The organism is Lacipirellula limnantheis, assembly GCF_007746075.1.
Lineage (GTDB): Bacteria > Planctomycetota > Planctomycetia > Pirellulales > Lacipirellulaceae > Lacipirellula > Lacipirellula limnantheis.
The window spans coordinates 3,251,562-3,268,910 of the sequence record NZ_CP036339.1 but is presented as its reverse complement, the minus strand read 5'-3'; the positions used below and the strand labels follow the sequence as shown (position 1 = coordinate 3,268,910).

General features: G+C 63.5%; 15 protein-coding genes and 2 pseudogenes. 2 read left to right on the top strand and 15 right to left on the bottom strand.

Going from position 1 to position 17,349, the window contains the following annotated elements; genetic code table 11:
* Window positions 1-5: 5 nt before the first annotated feature.
* The gene (locus I41_RS12675) at window positions 6-629 is read right to left on the bottom strand and encodes a sigma-70 family RNA polymerase sigma factor (RefSeq protein ID WP_168206871.1); all 624 of its coding nucleotides are present in this window, start codon (window positions 627-629) and stop codon (window positions 6-8) included.
* A 178-nt stretch (window positions 630-807) separates the two neighbouring features.
* Here I41_RS12675 and I41_RS28600 point away from each other — a divergent pair, with 178 nt between their 5' ends.
* Window positions 808-990, top strand: coding sequence for a recombinase family protein (locus I41_RS28600; RefSeq protein ID WP_168206870.1), 183 nt, complete (start codon window positions 808-810; stop codon window positions 988-990).
* Between the two features lie 18 nt (window positions 991-1,008).
* Window positions 1,009-1,140: pseudogene (locus I41_RS28595) on the top strand (recombinase family protein); the annotation flags it as partial.
* Window positions 1,141-1,254: 114 nt separating this feature from the next.
* On the opposite strand, the gene I41_RS12660 reads toward I41_RS28595, so the two are convergent.
* The 14 genes and pseudogenes from I41_RS12660 to I41_RS12595 all read right to left on the bottom strand — a co-directional run bounded on the left by I41_RS12660 (window position 1,255) and on the right by I41_RS12595 (window position 17,348).
* A complete protein-coding gene (locus I41_RS12660; RefSeq protein ID WP_145433040.1) occupies window positions 1,255-1,677 on the bottom strand; it encodes a hypothetical protein in 423 nt (140 codons plus the stop codon).
* Window positions 1,678-1,695: 18 nt separating this feature from the next.
* Window positions 1,696-2,880: a DUF1559 domain-containing protein gene (locus I41_RS12655; protein ID WP_168206869.1), complete on the bottom strand. Its 1,185-nt coding sequence runs from the start codon at window positions 2,878-2,880 to the stop codon at window positions 1,696-1,698.
* 391 nt (window positions 2,881-3,271) lie between these two features.
* Window positions 3,272-3,605, bottom strand: a pseudogene (locus I41_RS12650) (transposase); the annotation flags it as partial.
* A gap of 32 nt (window positions 3,606-3,637) precedes the next feature.
* Complete coding sequence (wecB, locus tag I41_RS12645) at window positions 3,638-4,777, bottom strand: non-hydrolyzing UDP-N-acetylglucosamine 2-epimerase (protein WP_145433037.1); 1,140 nt, start codon at window positions 4,775-4,777, stop codon at window positions 3,638-3,640.
* Window positions 4,777-6,159 (bottom strand): protoporphyrinogen/coproporphyrinogen oxidase, encoded by a 1,383-nt coding sequence (locus I41_RS12640; protein WP_145433036.1) that lies wholly within the window; start codon window positions 6,157-6,159, stop codon window positions 4,777-4,779. Before I41_RS12640 ends, wecB begins: the two co-directional genes overlap by 1 nt.
* A gap of 19 nt (window positions 6,160-6,178) precedes the next feature.
* Window positions 6,179-7,174: a class I SAM-dependent methyltransferase gene (locus tag I41_RS12635; protein WP_145433035.1), complete on the bottom strand. Its 996-nt coding sequence runs from the start codon at window positions 7,172-7,174 to the stop codon at window positions 6,179-6,181.
* 5 nt (window positions 7,175-7,179) lie between these two features.
* On the bottom strand, window positions 7,180-8,400 hold the full coding sequence (locus I41_RS12630) for a glycosyltransferase family 4 protein (protein WP_145433034.1): 1,221 nt from the start codon (window positions 8,398-8,400) through the stop codon (window positions 7,180-7,182).
* Window positions 8,397-9,701 (bottom strand): oligosaccharide repeat unit polymerase, encoded by a 1,305-nt coding sequence (locus tag I41_RS12625; RefSeq protein ID WP_145433033.1) that lies wholly within the window; start codon window positions 9,699-9,701, stop codon window positions 8,397-8,399. Before I41_RS12625 ends, I41_RS12630 begins: the two co-directional genes overlap by 4 nt.
* A 29-nt stretch (window positions 9,702-9,730) precedes the next feature.
* Complete coding sequence (locus I41_RS12620; protein ID WP_145433032.1) at window positions 9,731-11,155, bottom strand: lipopolysaccharide biosynthesis protein; 1,425 nt, start codon at window positions 11,153-11,155, stop codon at window positions 9,731-9,733.
* Window positions 11,156-12,688 carry an undecaprenyl-phosphate galactose phosphotransferase WbaP gene (wbaP, locus tag I41_RS12615; RefSeq protein WP_168206868.1) on the bottom strand — a complete coding sequence of 511 codons (1,533 nt, stop codon included), beginning with the start codon at window positions 12,686-12,688 and terminating at the stop codon, window positions 11,156-11,158. It lies immediately after the preceding gene.
* Window positions 12,689-12,704: 16 nt separating this feature from the next.
* Window positions 12,705-14,240 carry a glycosyltransferase family 87 protein gene (locus I41_RS12610; protein WP_145433030.1) on the bottom strand — a complete coding sequence of 512 codons (1,536 nt, stop codon included), beginning with the start codon at window positions 14,238-14,240 and terminating at the stop codon, window positions 12,705-12,707.
* 2 nt (window positions 14,241-14,242) lie between these two features.
* On the bottom strand, window positions 14,243-15,283 hold the full coding sequence (locus I41_RS12605) for a polysaccharide deacetylase family protein (RefSeq protein WP_145433029.1): 1,041 nt from the start codon (window positions 15,281-15,283) through the stop codon (window positions 14,243-14,245).
* A complete protein-coding gene (locus I41_RS12600) occupies window positions 15,243-16,625 on the bottom strand; it encodes an NAD(P)/FAD-dependent oxidoreductase (protein ID WP_145433028.1) in 1,383 nt (460 codons plus the stop codon). Before I41_RS12600 ends, I41_RS12605 begins: the two co-directional genes overlap by 41 nt.
* Window positions 16,626-16,694: 69 nt before the next feature.
* A complete protein-coding gene (locus tag I41_RS12595; protein ID WP_145433027.1) occupies window positions 16,695-17,348 on the bottom strand; it encodes an acyltransferase in 654 nt (217 codons plus the stop codon).
* Window position 17,349: the final 1 nt, after the last annotated feature.

Here is a 17,349-nt window from a genome sequence, read left to right as displayed (position 1 = left end):
ATCGATCACGATCGAGAGGATTCACCATTCTGCGAAGCATGGAGCTTCTCACGCAAGCTAGCAATCGCACGATTGTGCAGCATGCGGGCCGCATCACCTTGGCGATTAATCTGCTCGCCGATAGCTTGAAAACTCAGCATCTCGAAATACCGAAGACGCAAGACAAGTTGATAGTGAGGCGGCAGCGTCTGAAAGACGAGCATGACCTCCTCCAATGCTTCTGCTGCCTGAAGTTGGTCCGCTCGCCCCGAGACCCGTGCTGAGAGTCGGTGCAGCCAATCTTTCGCCTCTGGACTTGAAAGAGAGCACTCTCGCGCCACATCACGCTTCTTTGCCATCACAAAATGGCGACCAATGGTGGCCAGTTGATTATCCAGAATGGTGCATAGCCACGCATGAAAATTTCGACGGGTTGCAAACTCTTGCCCGGCGAAATATTCGCGTGCTTTCCATTCAGTTAATTGCACGATGTCAGACGCTCCCGCCTTAGGCCGTAGCCTTGCCCGCAATCGACGCTGGGCCAGATAAAGCAGTAAGGGACGATAGACTGCAAACAGCTGGTCAACTGCGCCGGGACGGTCCTGCAACGCAGCTTGGAAGATTTGCGACAGGGCTCCCGATGAAGGCAAGCACCCTCTATTGCGGTTCGAGTTACCCACCTGATGCCCGATCACTATTGCGCGGATCGAAAAGTTTGCCCGTGAACGTGGCCGTAGTCTAGCGACAGCTGCGAATAGCGGGAAGTTTTTTTTCGAGGTCTCACCAAGCCAAAACCAACATTTCATCACCCAGATGAGTGAACGGTCGATGCCACGCCAACCTAAAGTCGCGATCTACGCCCGAGTCTCGACCGACGAGCAGAGCCTTGACGCCCAGCTCAGAGACTTGCGCGAGTATGTGCGAGCGCGTGGCTGGGAACAGGTGGTCGAATTCATCGACGTCGGCGAGTTCGGCTCGACAGACACTCGTCCTGCTTGGTCTTTGCTCTGAACGCAGCTCAGCCAGCGCAAGATCAACGTTCTAGTCGTCGCCGCCATCGACCGAATTGGAAGGTCGCTTCCTCACCTGGTGCGAATCCTTGCTGAAGTGGAAGAATCAAACATCTCGCTCGTGAGTCTGCGCGAGTCCTTCGAAACTTGATAAACACAAATCCACGTTTGCGCGTCAATCCGCGACGCTCACTAAACCACCCGCCCTGTGCGACTCAAGAGCACGCACACATGCGACGCCGTTACCGGCATGTTCTCGAGCGTCTCACTTGCTCCCGGGAGATTCCGATTTCGACTCAAGCTGGTAATTCAAGTTCGTATTGCCGTCGGCGCCGATGGCGACGGTCACCGTACTGTCATACCCGTAACGGTGAGGAATAATGTTCTCCAGCGGATTCTGAACGTCGGTCGCCCCTAACCCGCTCCTCGACTTCCTTGCCGGGCGCATGGCGAAGATACGGACGGTCTTGGTTCCCAAAGTGACCCCCCCGCTGAAAGCTCCCCGAACGATGTTGAGCGACGTCGGAACGCTGCCGTCGCCCGAGTCGAACTCAATGACTGCATCGTCGAGTGCAACGCCGTCGAGCGTCACTGCTCCGGCAATCGGTGCGGTTTGGGGACCCTTCTGGCATCCGCCAATCAGACCTGTCGCGACGACCAAGGCAACGGCGACGCGAGATGCCGTCATGACTTTCGCGTTCATATCTTAATTGCCTTCCACATTCGCTTGGCCGTCGTCGCGAGTCGCGAGAGCGGCGAGAGTCCGGAGCGAGGCGTCGTCCTGCAGGAAGCGAATTGATCCGTCGCCGAACAACGCGTTCACCCCGCCGGGATGAGCTGATGTTAGCGGGTTGTTCGTACCAATGACGCCCACTCCGTTGACAGCACTGTCGGAGCTCGCCTGGCTAAATTCATTGCGAAACGGCCACGGGCCTTTCTGGTTGATGGCATAGCGGATCGTGGTGCATTGATGGGCGCGCCAGTCGCCAGTGACCAGCGGATGGTCCAATCGGGCTGGCGTACTCTTATTCGCCCCGATGAGCCAGCCGTAAGGAAGTCCGGTGCTCGCCGGGATCTCCTGGCCATTGCTTCCGAACAGATAGTCGTTTTGCTCGCTCACCATCATGGTATTGCTTGTGCCGTCGGTGACCTTGGCGATCGACACCCGGCCGCCGGCGAACAGCAACCCCCCCGCGCTGGCCGTTCCAAACTGTGCTCTCGGCGCTTTGCGCTCTTCGTTGAAACCAATCAGGTCGAACTCTTGTGCCCCGATCTGAGGCACCGCAAACCCCGAGATTCCCGCATAGTGGTTCGTCATGATATTGGGAGACATATTGGGAGGCTCAAAACTTGGATTGCCGATCGTCGGACGTTGCAGCATCATCGACGAAGGACATTGATACGCCGTAATGCGAACGGCTCCGACGACGGCGTAGTTGTATCCGTTCTGCCACCCCGAACCGTTATTGGTCGGGGCGCCTTTCGCATCTTCCCCGAACAACATGCGATCGTGCAGCGCCCCTTGTTCAAAATAGGGAAGAATAAACACGGTCCAGGCGCTTCCCCAGGATTCCTCGGTCGCTTTTCCGATCGGGGCCTGATCGGTGTAGGCGCCATGCGGAAACTGTCCGATCGCGCTATGGAAGTTCTGCATCGCCAAGCCAATCTGCTTCAGATTGTTGAGGCACTGTGCGCGCCGCGCCGATTCGCGCGCCGCCTGCACCGCCGGCAGCAGCAGCCCCACCAGGACGCCGATGATCGCGATCACGACCAGCAGTTCGACGAGGGTGAAGCCCCCGCGGTGCGAGCGCAGACTCCCTCCAGTCGTCGACTCGCACGGCCTCCGGCCAGCACGACGTCCACGCAGCGAACGATCCCGGGCCGAGAACATCGAGCGTCTCCTGCAACTAAAGAGAGAGGTGAGTTTGACGGCGCCCGCGTGCGGGGAAAAAGAATTGGATTTCGCCGCCCGTTGTTGACCGCCGAGCATAGTCCCAGGACGCCGCGTTGTCAAAATTGCGCCGCGTAAGCCGACATCTCCCAAACGGATTGGGCCTGAAATCGCTCCAACCTCGGGATGTCGCCCATTTTGACGCGCTGCACCCCCGCGGCAACCGCGAGCAAATTCTGTTGAGATTTTCCATGGCCCGTCCGCTTCGCGCGGCTCCGTGAGTTGGGAACGGTGGCCGCCGCTGCGTTTTCCGGCGGCCAACGCGGGTTCCGCGCAGACCTTCTCCGTGACCGGCCGGGTTGTTCGCACTTTGATCCATTCTCGCGTCACGTCATCTGACCAGCGGCGGTGGGTTTGCCAGCCGCGCCATGCGGGCGAGAATCGCGGCGAACAAGTTCCGCGTCACAGCCTCTTCGGCCAGTTGGAAGGTCATGTACTTCGCGTGCCGCGTCACCTTGGCCCCGATCTTGATCAGCTTCTCACGCAGGGTCGTCAGCGACCAGTGCTTCACATCACGGGGCAAGGCTAGTCGACGCAGGAAGTTGCCCAGGTTGTGCGCCAACGCGAAGAGCTGCCAGCGGGCTTGGTTGTCCGTGAACGTGCGGCAGGAGAGCTTCGTCCACTTGACCGCGTTCTTCCCCCTCCTTGATCCACTGATCCGCCGAACTCAAACCGGATCAATGAGACCAGCTAATTCTCAAGTCGCTGCCGCGTGCCAACGGCGGGCGTGGATGAGGGTGACGATTCGCTCCGCCGCGTGGCCATCGCCGTAGGGGTTCGTATTTGCCTGGCAGCGGGCGTAGGCGGCGGCGTCGGTCAGCAGCGAGGCGACCTCGCAGATGATGGCCGCTTTGGAGGCGCCGACCAATCGCGCCACTCCGGCATCGACGGCTTCTTGCCGTTCCGTCGATTCGCGCATGACCAGTACTGGCTTTTTGAGCGTCGGGGCCTCTTCCTGCACGCCGCCCGAGTCGGTGAGGATCAGGTGCGACCGGTCCATGAGCCAGACGAATTCCGGGTACGGTGCCGGGTCGATCAGGTGAACATTCGCCAGGCCGTCCAAAATACGGAACGCCGGTTCGCGAGCGTTGGGATTGAGGTGCACTGGGTACACGAATTCGACGTCGCCAAATCGCAATGACAGCGCCTTGATCGCGTCGCACATGGCGTCGAAGTTGTCGCCGAAATTCTCGCGTCGATGGCCGGTGACCAGCACCATACGGCGGTCGCCGAGGATGGCGTACTTGTCGCGCCAAACGGCGTCGCGCTGCCGTTCGTGATGAACGGCCCAGAGTAGTGCATCGATCACCGTATTGCCTGTGACGACTACGGTCTGCGGCGGAATGCGCTCGGCGAGCAAGTTTTGCGCGGCACGGTCGGTGGGGGCGCAGTGCAACGCGGCGGTCAGCCCGGTGACGCGTCGATTGAATTCCTCCGGCCACGGCGATTGAATGTCGCCGGTGCGGAGGCCGGCCTCGACGTGGACGAACGGCAGGCGATGGTAAAACGCGGCCATCGACGCGGCTAACACCGAGGTGGTGTCGCCCTGCCCTACCACGCAATCTGGTCGGTAGCGACCGATTGCTTCATCGAGGCCTTCCAACGCTCGGGCCGTGAGGCCTGAAAGCGTTTGGTTGAGACGCATGAGGTTCAAATCGACATCAGGGACGATCCCGAAATAATCGGCGACCTGCGCCAGCATTTGGGCGTGCTGGCCGGTGAAGCAGACGATGGGTTCGACGCCGCTCGCTGAGCGACGGCAGGCTTGCACGACGGGAGCCATCTTAATGGCTTCGGGACGAGTGCCGATCACGAGCAACGCACGAACAGCGGTCATTAGGTGCACGCCGCCTCTCGGGTCGGTTCAATAGGAGTCTCAGCGTCCTGGGCGAGCGCAAGCGATTGCCGCAGGCGGCGCATTTTCTTGAGCGTTCGCCAATAAACGTCTTCCATAAAGATGTGCGAGAACTCGGCGTTGCGGCCCACGCTGTAGAGACCGTGGATTTCCTGCCCGGCGGCGAATCGTTGACGATCGCTTTCGTAAGCACGGGCGAACACGGGGTACGCCACCGGCGTGCGTAACACGCGGCAGCCCAGGTAGCGCTGGCGGGCGTCGGGAACGATGGGCTTTAGCTGTTCGATGCAAAATTCGCCGAGTTGTTCGTCGGGCATGGTCCAGGTCGGGTCGCCGACCTGGCAGCCGATATCAACCGTCAGTAGCGTCTTGCCGGCGGGCGCCAACCACGGCATGCACAGGGGCGTCTCAGTCAGGCGAAAGAAGGGGAATCGTTTTTCCGGCGTCCAAAGCACCACGTCGGGACACAGGCCACGGCCTTCCATCCGCAGGTTGACGAAGACCATCGGACGGTAGCGAAATTGCGAAAGATATTGAAGCGAGTCGGAGCCCCGAACCAGCTTGGCGAGAATGTGACAGGGCGCCGTGCTGACGACCGCTGCCGCCGGATGCCGCTGCCCGCGAACTTGCACGGAAATCGCACGATTGTTCTCGACCTCGATCGCTTCGACGGGCGATTCTAATTCAATCACGTCGGCCAGTTCACTGGCCAGATGCTGGCACAACAGGCCGAGACCGCCTTCTGGGTAAACGTGCCATACGTTTGGACTGGGCGGAACCTCGCGGCTGTAGCCGATGGCGACGGCGCGATGCGTGAACCTGCCCATCGCCTTGAGCATGAGCGTCTCGGCGATGCTGCCGGGAATGCTATCGGCGGCGGCGGGGCTTAACTCCGTGGCGGGCAGGCCCGACCAGGCTTCGGCGAGCGGGTTCGCCACCTCTGCCGCGAGCGCGGGACCATACTTGTCGGCAAACCACTGGGCAGCGGATTGCGCGGGCTTGCGGTTCCAGAATTGCAATCGCTTTGCCGCGGCGCTAGCGACCAGCCGCGGATTACTCAGCAATCCGAACGGATAGTTGCGGACGCGGGCGCCGAGCAGGACCGATTCGCCGTACAGGTGAACATCGCGGCAGAGGGCGCCAATGCTTAACGCCGCCGCCAGGCGATTGGTGATGAAGTGGGCGCCGAAGTCGTAGGTGAAGCCGTCGGCGTCTTGAAAGCTCTGGGCCAAGCCGGCAATTCGCGGCCCGGCTTCGAATAATCGCACGGCAATGCCGTGCCGTCGCAGATAGCTGGCCGCGGTAAGGCCGGCGAGGCCGCCGCCCACGATGGCCACCGGCGCTTGAGTTGATGAGGAGGTCATGAGAAGTGTTCCGCCGAGATCAGCGTGGTCGCTGTAGGATGGCGCGCAACAAGGCGCCCCGGCCGATGAGCCGCAGGCCATTGTCTAGCAAGGTGAAGACCGACAAGGCGACGGTAGATTGGAGGCTGAATCGTTGGTAGAGCCACCGCGGCGCGCCCCAATCGACCAGCAGGTTGCGCAGAGAGTAGACCCAGTTCACGGGACTGACTTGCGTGCCGATGTGGACGACTTCCAAATCGGCCTTATCCGCCAGCCGCCGCATGGCGTCGCGATTGAAGAGATTCCAGTGCCGGGGAAAATGGTAACCGCCCCAATGCCGGCCGCCGAAGATTTTGCAGTCGAGCGAGCGCGTGTTATCGGTGACGATGACGACGCGGCCGCCCGGGCGCAGCAGCCGGCGAACGGCAGCGAGCGTTTCGGGCGGGCTTTCGATATGTTCGACCGTTTGGATGAGCAATACCAGGTCGTAGGCCGCTTGAGGCAGATGGAGCGTTTCGGCCTTTCCCTCGTGCACGGTTAACCCAGCTTGCCGGGCGCAGGCGACCGCGGCGGGACTGAGGTCGACCCCTTCGAGGGTCCAGGTCGGCTTGCCGAAGTCGCGCAGCAGCTTGAGATGAAAGCCATCGCCGCAACCGACGTCGATGATGCGAGCATCGACGGGCAGCCCGCGACAACAAGACAAGGCGCGTCGCGCTTCCAGCCGTCGGCGAATCTTGTAGATCAGGCCAAATCGCTCGGGCGAGAAATCGAAGGCGTGGTAGCTCGGCGGATAAATTCGCGACAACTCGCTCATCGCGGGGCGAGTCTTCAGATAGATCAGTCCGCATCCGCGGCAACGCATCGCGAGAAACGAGTCGGGGCTGGTGCGGTATTCAAAGTCCTCGCCGACGGCCACGGGTTCGGCGTCGTCGTCCTCGCACAGGCAGCAGCGCGCGGGGACGAGGCTTAGCGACGCCGTGGGGGCGCAGCTAGAGTCATCCGCGTGCAACGGAGGCGACGAGACGGCGATGGACATGGGCGTTACTCCAAACGCGAGAAGTTCGGACGCCGGGCGGCGTCGGAATGTTCCGACAGCACTCGATCGTAGACTTGCAGCGTCTGACGCACCATTTGCGTGGCGGAATAGTCGGCCGCCAAGCGAGCCGACGCGGCGGCAAAGCGGGCGCGAAGCGCGGGATCGTTCACCAGCGATTGCAATGCGGCGGACAGCGCGGCGACATTCTCTGGCGGGACGAGCCAGCCGTTTTCGTCGGGTTTGACGCACATCGTGGCGCCGCCGACGCGGGTGGAAACAATCGGCAGTCCCGCGGCGAGCGCCTCCAGGTAGACGTAGGGCATCGCCTCGTAGCGACTCGACAGGCAGAATGCGTCGAACGCCGGCATGACATCCGTGGCGACGACGTCGCCGAGCAGCAGCGCCCGAGAGCCGAGGTTGAGTCGATCGGCGTGAGCCCGCACCGCGGCGTCGAGCGGACCGCTGCCGACCATCACCAGTCGCACGTTGGCCATTGCGGAAAAGGCCGCGGCAAAGGCGTCGAGCAGAATCTCGGGCGCCTTTTGATGCGAGAAGCGGCCGACGAATCCGATGACCGTTTCGTCGGGGGCAATGCCCAACCGCGAGCGCGCTTCGGCAGCGGCGGGAAAGTTGATGGCCGGCACGCCGTTGGGAACGACGTGCACTTTGCGGGCGTCGATGCCGAGTTCGCCAATGTGCTGCGCCTCGTCGTCGGAGACGGCAATCACGGCGCCGGTGCGGCGGGCCAGCCAGCGCTCGATGCGGCCATAAACTTGACGCTGCCAGGCGGGCAGCGTGGGGTCGAGCGTGACGATCGCGTGCGACGTGTAGACGCTGGGGATTCCCAACCGACTAGCTGCCAGTCGCGCCAGCGCGCCGCCTTTGGAGCTATGGCCATGGATTAAATCGAAGGGCCCCAGGCGACGGGTGAGTTGCGTCAATTGCCACAGATCGGCTGCATCGAGCGGGTGAATGGCCCGTCGCATCGTGATCTGGTGCATCGGGGGCAAGTTGCCGGCGGCAAGGCGTGTGCGGAAGAGCGTATCGAGTTTTCGCGGTGCGTAGATGCCTGTGACGTCGACGCCTTCGGCCGCTAGTTCTTGGGCGAGATCGAGAAAGTGGCGGCCCACGCCGCCGCCCGAGGCTTGCGTTACGAGCAGCACGCGCAGCGGGCGGGGGCTAGACGGCGGTCGGTCGACGACGGGGCGTTCGAGGGCAATGCTCATACGGCCCCCGCCAATTCTCCGCCTTGCGGCTGCGGGCTCGGGGCGGAGTCGTCGCGGGGTCGCGTCGTCCAGGCGATGTACGTGAGAACGACGAACGCTGGGAAAATGCGCGAATAGCACAGGAACAACACCAGAGGCACTTCCAGAATCGACAGGTAGATGAGGGGATAGATGCTGAGCCCCGCGATGGTGCCGACTTGAAAGCTGCAATACATGCGCCCTGCCAGAAATCCGTACGCGAGCCAGAACAGCAGTCCTCCGGCGATGCCGTAGTCGAGCGTGGGTTGAAACAGGCCGCCCTCGTTGTTGAGTTCGAAGTTTCCGTAGCGTTTGAGCATGCGTAGGTGGTCGGCCTCGGCGTCGTGGCCGGTGAGCTTGTCGTACGCGAAGGGGGACTTCGACACGCCGGGAAAGAGCCAAAACGGTCGCAGCGTGTTGTAAGGAAGGACGCGCGGGGCGTCGGTTTCCAGCGCCATGGCGCCGTTGTTGTGCGCGGTGGTGTAGTAGCCCGAGAGCCGCCAGGTGACGAACGCTGGGTACGAATCGAACTGCGTGTGGTAGAACCGCCACGAGCGGAAGTATTCGAACCCGCCGAAGAACAGCACCAAGGCGAGCGGCGCCACGAGCGGAGCTGAGCGCAACGCGACGCCGCACCATCGCGGCCACGCGCGGCCAAGAACCGCAAGCCGCAGCACAATGAGGACGGCCGGCGCGAGCATTTCGATAATCGCGGTGCGCTCGCTGAACAGGACGGACCGCACGGTGGCCACGATCACCAGCATGACTAGCGGCCACAGGACGCTCTTGCGGCCTTGGAAATAGAGCCACAGGCCCAGGGCCAGCGCGGGCACGCCAAACTGCGTACAGGTGGTGACGCCTGGAACGGTGGTGAACAGTTCTTGGCGAATCCAGTCGGCCAGTTCGGGATCGTCCGTCGTCAGGAGCTCGATGAACATCGAGAACGAGAATCCGTTCTTCACGCCGACCGCCAACCACGAGACGTAGCCGAACGCGGTCAGGGCGAGCGTGACGTAGAACCAGCGGGCAATGATGCGGTTGCCGGCGGGCGGCGTGGGTTGCGGGATTTGGCCCGTGGCCGTCGCCAGGCGCGACCCGAGTACGAATGCAATAATCGCCCCTGCGGCGAGCAGCAGATGCCAGCCTTGGACATACTTGGGCGTGCGATAAAGTTGATAGGCGGCTTCCGACTGGAAATACGCCGCGACGATCGTCGAGCCCACGATCATGGCGAAGGGCCATGCGGGGTCTAACCACCAGAGGCGACGGATTTGTTGCAGCATAGGAAGGATCGTAAGCAGGTTGCTTGCCGTTAGGCTTCGGGCGCGGTGGCGGAGTTCAAGTCGGGATCGAGGGTGATGCGCGACGGCGAAGTCTTGGCAGTTGCCGTTCGGCGAGGCAGCGACACATGAGTGAAGACTCCCACGTGGCGCCGCGCGAACCACCACAGCAGACCGTTCTGCAGTGCGCAGCTCGCCGCGGAGCCGGCGGCCAGACCGGGGGCCCCGTACCAGTGGGCGCCGAGCGAACCGACCACTAGCAGCACGACCGCCGCGGCGAGGTTGACCATGGCCACCGTGCGATGGCGACCGGTCATCGTGAGGACGTAGGGCGGATTGCCGGAGATTACCAGCACAAGGTAGCCCAAGGTGAGCACGAGCACGGTAGACGCGGCGCCGGCGTATGAACCGCCGAAGGCCAGGTGCAGCATGGTTTCGGGGAACAGCGCCAGTAGTGCGATGGCCGCCAACGCGGGCACGGCGGCGTAGTTGGCGGCGCGGCGGACGGTGCGTTCTAACTCTTGGGTGCGGCCCTGGGCATGCAATCGCGGCACCGACGCCATGACGACCATCATGGCCATTTGGATCGGCATGGCCGCGAGCAGCAGGCTGCGCTTGGCGGCGCCGTAGAGGCCGAGGGCGTCGGGCTCGAGGAAGGCTCCGCCGAGCCAGATATCAAGCTGCTGGCTTCCGAACGCCAAGACCTGGTTGAGCAAGAGTACGCCGCCTACGGCCAGCAGTTCTTGCCGGTGCGCGGGCGCCAGGGATTCAACGGGCGACGCGTCGGGCGAATCGCCGGTGCGGCTGGCTTGCCATGCCTTTCGCAGCGACCAGGGAACGGTGACGGCGACCGAGCCGACCGTGAGCGCGAGGGCCACGGTGGCGTCGAGCCGGGTAGCGGTGAGCGCGACGGCGCTGAGTCCGGCGAGCAATAGCAGGTTGCTTACGGGGCCGCCCGTTTGGCCGCCGGAGAAGAGGCTGGCTGACTGCAAGCGGCCGTAGCCGCGCAGCGATTCGGCGGCGATTTGTTGCCAGGCCAGGACGAAGACGCCGGCGGCGGCAAGGGTCGCCAGCAGCACAGGCTGATGGAACCACGCTGTGTTGAGGTTGAACAGCAGCACGCCGGCCGCGGTGGCGATGGCCGCCAGCGAGGCGACGAGGGCGACGGTGGCGAACGTACGGCGGAGGTAGGCTTGAGCGAGCTTGCGGTCGTTGTGCGCCAGGCTGGAGGCGATGAATCGCAGGCCAGCCTCGTTAAGACCGGCCATGCCGACGAGCGCGCCGAGGACGACGATCGTGACGACCAGCAGGTAGGAGCCGAATTCGGCGGGGCCAAGCAGCCGCGCCGCGAGAATGTTGGCCGCGAAGGTCGTAACAATGCCCACGACCCGCCAGGCGACGGCCCACACAGCTTGCCGTCGCGACGGCAGATGGTCTTGAGGCGACGATGACGACAACTAATAGGCCCCTTCGCCCAGCACCACCACCTTCACGGTGCTGGCCAGGATGTAGAGGTCGAGCCAAACCGACCAGTTGAGCACGTAGTAGGCGTCGAGGTCGACGCGCTCGGCGTAGGTGGTGTTGTTGCGGCCGGAGACTTGCCACAGGCCGGTGATGCCGGGCAGTACTTGCACGTAGTAGTCGTAGCGATCGGCGTACTTTTCAATTTCGTTGGTCACGATAGGACGCGGGCCGACGAGGCTCATGTCGCCAATGAGCACGTTCCAGATCTGCGGGAGTTCGTCGAGGCTGACGACCCGCATCCAACGGCCGATCCAGGTGACGCGCGGATCGCGCTTGAGTTTTTGGTTGTCGTACCATTCCTGGGCGAGTGCGGGATTCTCGGCGAGGCACTTGGCGAGAACTTCGTCGGCGTTTTCGACCATCGTGCGAAACTTCCACGCCTTGAAGCGCCGCCCGCGGTAGCCGATGCGTTCCTGGCCATAGAAAACGGGGCCAGCGGAGGTGATTCGCACCACCAGCGCGATCGCGGCGAGCAGCGGTAGCGCGAGCAGGCCGCAGCATAGCGTGACGAACACATCGAACGTGCGTTTGATGCGCCGCGACGGCTCGCTGGCAAGGCGATTCGAGACGGCCAGCGCGGGCAGACGAGCCGCTTCGCATTCTTCGAGCCACATGCTGGGAAAGCGTTCGAGCGACGGCAAGATAATCCAGTGTTGGATCTGGCCTCGCGCGCAGGCGAGTAGTTCGGCAAGTTCGTCGGAGTCGAACGACGCGGCGGTGACCAGCGCGCGATCGACGTTCAGTTCAGCGGCGACGTCGTGCAAGCGATTGATGGCGCCCAGGCAGCCTTCGGGGGCCGCAGCGCCGTCGTAGGGCGCGGATTCGCGAACGTACCCCACCGGTCGCAGACCCCACTGGGGCTCGCGCTGCAGGTTGGCCAGCACCTCGGTGGCGAGGGCGTCGCCGCCGACGACGATGATTCGCGTGCCCCACCAGAAAGATCGCCCGAAGCGCATGCGGCAGACGGCTCGATTGAAGGACGCGAGGACGATGGCGAGCACGGTGGCCACGGCCAGCGCGAGGCAGGCGACCGGCGACGCCCCACCGAGCAGCCATGCGACGGCCATGAGGCTGCCGCACACCGCGAGCGAGCCTAGCACCCAGCCGCGGAACTGACGTACGGGGCGTGGCGGAATGGGGGCGTAGGTTCGGCCCGTCGCCGCGACGGCGACGAGACCGAGCGTTAGTAGCGCAAAGAGTTTTACTTCGACCAGCGGAACGGCGCTCCAGGCGAATCCGCGGGCCAGGTTGGCGGTCAAAGAGCAGACTGCGATGGCGGCGGCGATCGCCAGAACATCGCCCGCCAAGTAGGCGAGTCGCATAGGCCAGCCAGCGCGCGTGCCCGCCAGTTGTGGCGCACGCGCCTCAGACGCGACGACATGTCCCTCGATCGCGCGAATCGACGGGCGATCGTCGCGGTCGAGGACAGTGTCGGTCAGCGGATTGCTTACTTCGGTTAACGCCATCGTCATCTTGTGGGTGTTATTGAATGGTCTCGTGGGTTGCGCCGACGGCTTGCCGGTCGTGCATTGCGCCGATCAGTGCTGGAGACGCTGTGGTGGGACACCCGCCTATCTTTGTCGCGTGAAGCGATTGCCTGTCATTGAATAACTCGCTCGGCGGAACATCGCCGTTGAGAGTTGCTTTGCCGCCCGCCGCGGTCGTGTTCGCGGCGACGGCGATGGAACTTCTGCGGAAGAGCATGCTGTGCACCAGCAGGCCCCACACGCCCAGCAGCGCCAGGCCGTTCGCGGAGCATGCCAGTCGGTAGGCAGCCGCGAACAGCGGGCCCGCGTCCTCGCCCCACGGGACGCCAAGTTGCCCCACAAGCGTCCGGAAGCCTTGCGTCCAGAAGATGTTGACGAAGGGCACCACGAGCAGTGCCGCGATGCCATAGCGTCGGGCGGCGCCCAGTGAACGCCAGCCGCTGCCGGCGGCCGTGGCGCTGGCCGCGAGCGGCACGATGAGCAGCGGCAAATCGTAGACGTTGTGAAAAATGCAAATGAACGTGGCGACGATGATCATCGCGCTGGCCGGGCTGGCCGCGGTATCCTCCCCGCGTGAATGGCGGTTTTTCCATAACGCAGCGCAAGAGATTCCCAACACGCCGGCCGCGAGGACCATGGAGGCCCAGCGCGGAGTCGATTGCGCCGACAGGTATTCAAAAATCGCTGCCAGATCGGTGCGGGCTTTGTTGGTTCGTGGAACCGCTTCGGGATCGTTGGCCAAATGAGCGTGGTTGCCGGAAACGACTTGGATGACGGAGTCGACGGAAAGCTCGCCCGTGCGAGCCACAATCGCCGCCAGGCCGGCGGCGAAGACAACGCCGCCGACGGCCAATCCGCCGATGGCGGAACGCCAATCGCGCCGTGCGGCGAGCATCACGCCGAAGGGGCCGCCGAACGTCGGCTTCATCGTCGAGAGCGCCACCATGAGTCCCGACCGCCAAGCATGGCGGTCGCCCCACTGGAGCGCGCCGAGCATGGCGAGCGCCAGGGGCACGGAAATTTGGCCCGCGTTGAAGGCGCCGCGGCCCGGTTGGCTGGCGAGCAAGAACGCCGACAGGGCGAAGACGCTGGCCACGGTCGGGCGGCGGCCAATGATGCGCAGGGTGCACCACGCCAGCAGCACGAACAGCAGGCAATTCAGCGCTGCGAACGCCACCATGCTCGCCTCGGCGGGCAACGCGCCAAACGGCGAGAACAGCGCCAGGACTAGCGGCGAGTACAGCGGCAAGTGATCGGCTACCGGATAGCGCTCCATGTAGCGTTCCGGATTGCCGTCGCGAACCGAATCGTAGGGGTTCACGCCATCGCCCAGCGCGACGAGCGGGAAGTAGATTACGTCGCGGTAGCTCGCCAACGCCCAGCGTTCGAGGCTCACCGCTTCGGTGGGGCGATGTTGATACAAGCGCCAAGATAGCCCGCCGAGAACGGCCGCGAACAACAGCACCGCCGCCACGGCCAACGTCCGCGACGAGCGAGTGTTTTCAGCGGCGGGTGAACGGGCGGCCGACATAACTAAACGGCTTCCAATACGGGGGACTCGACGCGTGACACGGCCGGCGCCTCGATCGTGCGGACCGGCAGGCGGCTCGCGCCAGCGACGGCCGATGCGTGCTCGCCCATGGGGCGCACCTCGAACCGCTGCGCGAAGTCGGCGAGGAGATCGCGAACGAACGCGACCTTCTCCCGGGCGCCTAACTGCATCGCCGGGAAGAACGACAGAGAAGGTTCATCCTCGCCGCTCAAGAAATCCAACGGGTGGAGCAACAGCGAAGGCGCCACGCCGCGCACGCGGCACAGGACCATCGCCGTGCGCCAGTAGCTCCACGCCAGTGCGTTTGAGTATTGGCGTAGGTACAGCAGGTAGCTTACGTGGAACGGAGTTTTGAAGATCGGCGTCGTCGTGACAGGAATTTCGATCAGCTGTCCGGTTGCAAACTCATCGCCTGGCGCGGCGCCTGGCGACGGCGTGAGTTGCCATCGATAGGGACGGATTGGTTGCCATCCGTCGCGCCAGCGGCCGAACAGCCGTCGTCGCCGGGCGGCCTCTTCAGCATCGAGTTTGGCGGTGCGGAAGTAGTACCATCGCGCCACCGGACCCAAGAAGGTCGGCAGCGTGGAGGCGTCGTACTGGTAGCCGCGGCGGACCAGTTCGGCGATCACCGCAGGCGAGACGCTGAAACCTGGGCCGCGAAATCCGGTGGTTCGTACGCCGGTCGCATCCTCGATGGCGTCCTCGGCGGCCGAAAGTTCGGCGCGAAGCTGAGCATCGGAATACAGGTGCAGCCACGGTTCGTGATGGAACGAATGGTTGCCGATCTCGTGTCCGGCCGTGGGGATGGAAGCGAGCGCGGCGCGATTCTCTTCCAACGCGGCGTCCTGACCGACCACGAACACCGTCATCCGCAGCTCAATCGATTGCAGCACTTCTAAAAAGCGCGGCACGACCGCATCCAGGTAGCTGGGAAACGCTTCCCAGCCCTGGTCGCCGTGGGTCTTCATGTAAGACCACTTATTATCGAGGTCGAGCGATAAGCTCGCGATCGGCTGGCGCATCGTGTCCAAATGCGGGTAGAGGATGGGGCAATGGTTGGCACAGGGTATCGAGCGACGATTCGGCCTGGCGAATCGTTTCGTTCACGTTCAGCGTTCCGTTGACGATTTGAGCTGAAGTGACGATGAACAGTCCGGGCGATGATGTTTCGATCGGCGGGACGCGGCGGCTGTAGTTGAGCGTCGAGAGGGCGAAGACGTTGCGAACCCGCGATACGCGAAAGGCCAGAACATCGTCGGCGTCGAAGTTGGGGAACAGCCGTTCCAACGCGGCGATGAATTCGACGCGCACTTCGTCGTCGCTTTTCGACCACGCCGCGTCTTCGGCCGTGAGGTACTTGGGAAGGTAAACCAGGGTTCGGCCGCCTAGCTCCGCGGGATCGACCAGAGCGGTCATTTCGATGACGCCCGTGAACGGCGCCGCGTCGGTGATGTTCGTAACGTAGTAGCCGGCCAAGGGCTTCTTCATGAGCACCGAGGCGCAGATGATGCCGAGGTACTCGACATCGGCCAGGCGAGCGATTTCGTCTTCGGAGAGTTGGGGGCAGACACGCGCCGCGGTCGGGGCGGGCAGCGTCACGACCACTCGGTCGAACGTGGAGACCTCGCCATCGGCGCCGGTGACGGCATAGCCTCCGTCGTCGTCGCGTTCGATTCGTCGCACTGGGCGATTGACGCAGACATCGACGCCCAAGGTTTGCAGGTGCGCTTGAAATGCGCTCAACAGGCGAGCGTAGCCGCCCGGCAGGTAGCCGAACATCTCATACTTCAGCCCGGTACGGCGTGCGGCGTACATCCGCTGGATGGTGGCCCAAATAAACGCGGCGCTGGTTCGCTGCCAGGCGTCGCCCAGCTTGGCCTTGAGCAGCGGCAACCAGATTTGATTGAACGTTCTGCGACCGCTGTGCTTGATGAGCCAGTCGGCCACCGGAATCTGTTCCAGAGTTTGCCAATCATCGCGGCGTGACGCTTGCCAGATGGTCCAACCCAGACGCAACTTGTCGATGAATCGCAGCGGCGGGAATCGCAGGAAATCGGCCAGGCCGGACATCGACGTGAGTTGGCCGTCGACGAGGAAGCCGGTGCGAGTTCGCGACCAACGCATTTGGTCGTCGAGTTGCAGCTCGGCGAGGATGGCCCGCAGCCGACTGTCGGACATGAGCGTGACATGATAGTGCCGGTCCCAGGCGACGTCGCCGAGTTCCCAGGCGTCGGCGAGGCCGCCCACGCGATCGGACGCTTCGAGCAGCGTGACGCGGCGCCCCCGCTCGGCGAGGCGCAGGCTGAGCGTGAGGCCGAGCAGGCCTCCGCCAATGACGCCAAAATGTAGAGGACCAGTTTCCACGGGCAATCCAAGAGAACTAAACGGCACGGCTCCATCGCCACGGCGGCGGCGGCGCCCCGCTGAACTCGCCTAGGCGGCGAATCCTTCCGCTCGATCCGCCGAGTCGACGTCAGCTTCGCATACCGCGCGGCGATCGACTTCGTACACACTGGAGCACGCTGCGCAGGTGATCTGCCGCTTCGCATCCGGGGGCATGGCCGACCACTTCACCAACGGTTCGCCGCAGCGGCAAACACAGCCGATCGAACGCGCCGGGTTGCCCACCACAAGGTGGAAGTCCGGCACAGCGCGCGTGACCACCGATCCCATGCCCACCATCGCAAAGCGCCCGACGGTCAGGTCGCAGCCAATGAGCGCGCCGGCGCCGATGGTGGCGCCTTCGCGCACGACCGTCGACAGCGTGTGCTCGTCCGGCGTCGATGGCCGAAGTTGCTGGAGGTCGTTCGTGCATGCGCGTGGGAACCGATCGTTGGTGAAGGTGACGCCCGCGCTGATCATGACGCCGTCTTCGATCGTGACGGCGTTGCAGATGTAGGCCATCGAATTGATCTTCACGCGATTGCCGATCACCACGTCGTAGGCGATGTACGCCTTTCCGCCGACGATGCACTGCTCGCCCAGTCGGGCGCCATGGCGCACGTGCGCGTTGTCCCAGACGCTGGTGCCATCGCCGAGGATGACGTTCTCCTCGACGATGGCCGTTGGATGGATGCGATTCGCCATG

Bases quoted from the DNA above. Each gene is read 5' to 3' on its own strand.
- I41_RS28600 (WP_168206870.1), top strand. From the start codon at position 808: ATGCCACGCCAACCTAAAGTCGCGATCTACGCCCGAGTCTCGACCGAC.
- I41_RS12660 (WP_145433040.1), bottom strand. From the start codon at position 1,677: ATGACGGCATCTCGCGTCGCCGTTGCCTTGGTCGTCGCGACAGGTCTG.
- I41_RS12655 (WP_168206869.1), bottom strand. From the start codon at position 2,880: ATGTTCTCGGCCCGGGATCGTTCGCTGCGTGGACGTCGTGCTGGCCGG.
- wecB (WP_145433037.1), bottom strand. From the start codon at position 4,777: ATGACCGCTGTTCGTGCGTTGCTCGTGATCGGCACTCGTCCCGAAGCC.
- I41_RS12640 (WP_145433036.1), bottom strand. From the start codon at position 6,159: ATGACCTCCTCATCAACTCAAGCGCCGGTGGCCATCGTGGGCGGCGGC.
- I41_RS12635 (WP_145433035.1), bottom strand. From the start codon at position 7,174: ATGTCCATCGCCGTCTCGTCGCCTCCGTTGCACGCGGATGACTCTAGC.
- I41_RS12630 (WP_145433034.1), bottom strand. From the start codon at position 8,400: ATGAGCATTGCCCTCGAACGCCCCGTCGTCGACCGACCGCCGTCTAGC.
- I41_RS12625 (WP_145433033.1), bottom strand. From the start codon at position 9,701: ATGCTGCAACAAATCCGTCGCCTCTGGTGGTTAGACCCCGCATGGCCC.
- wbaP (WP_168206868.1), bottom strand. From the start codon at position 12,688: ATGGCGTTAACCGAAGTAAGCAATCCGCTGACCGACACTGTCCTCGAC.
- I41_RS12610 (WP_145433030.1), bottom strand. From the start codon at position 14,240: ATGTCGGCCGCCCGTTCACCCGCCGCTGAAAACACTCGCTCGTCGCGG.
- I41_RS12605 (WP_145433029.1), bottom strand. From the start codon at position 15,283: ATGCGCCAGCCGATCGCGAGCTTATCGCTCGACCTCGATAATAAGTGG.
- I41_RS12595 (WP_145433027.1), bottom strand. From the start codon at position 17,348: ATGGCGAATCGCATCCATCCAACGGCCATCGTCGAGGAGAACGTCATC.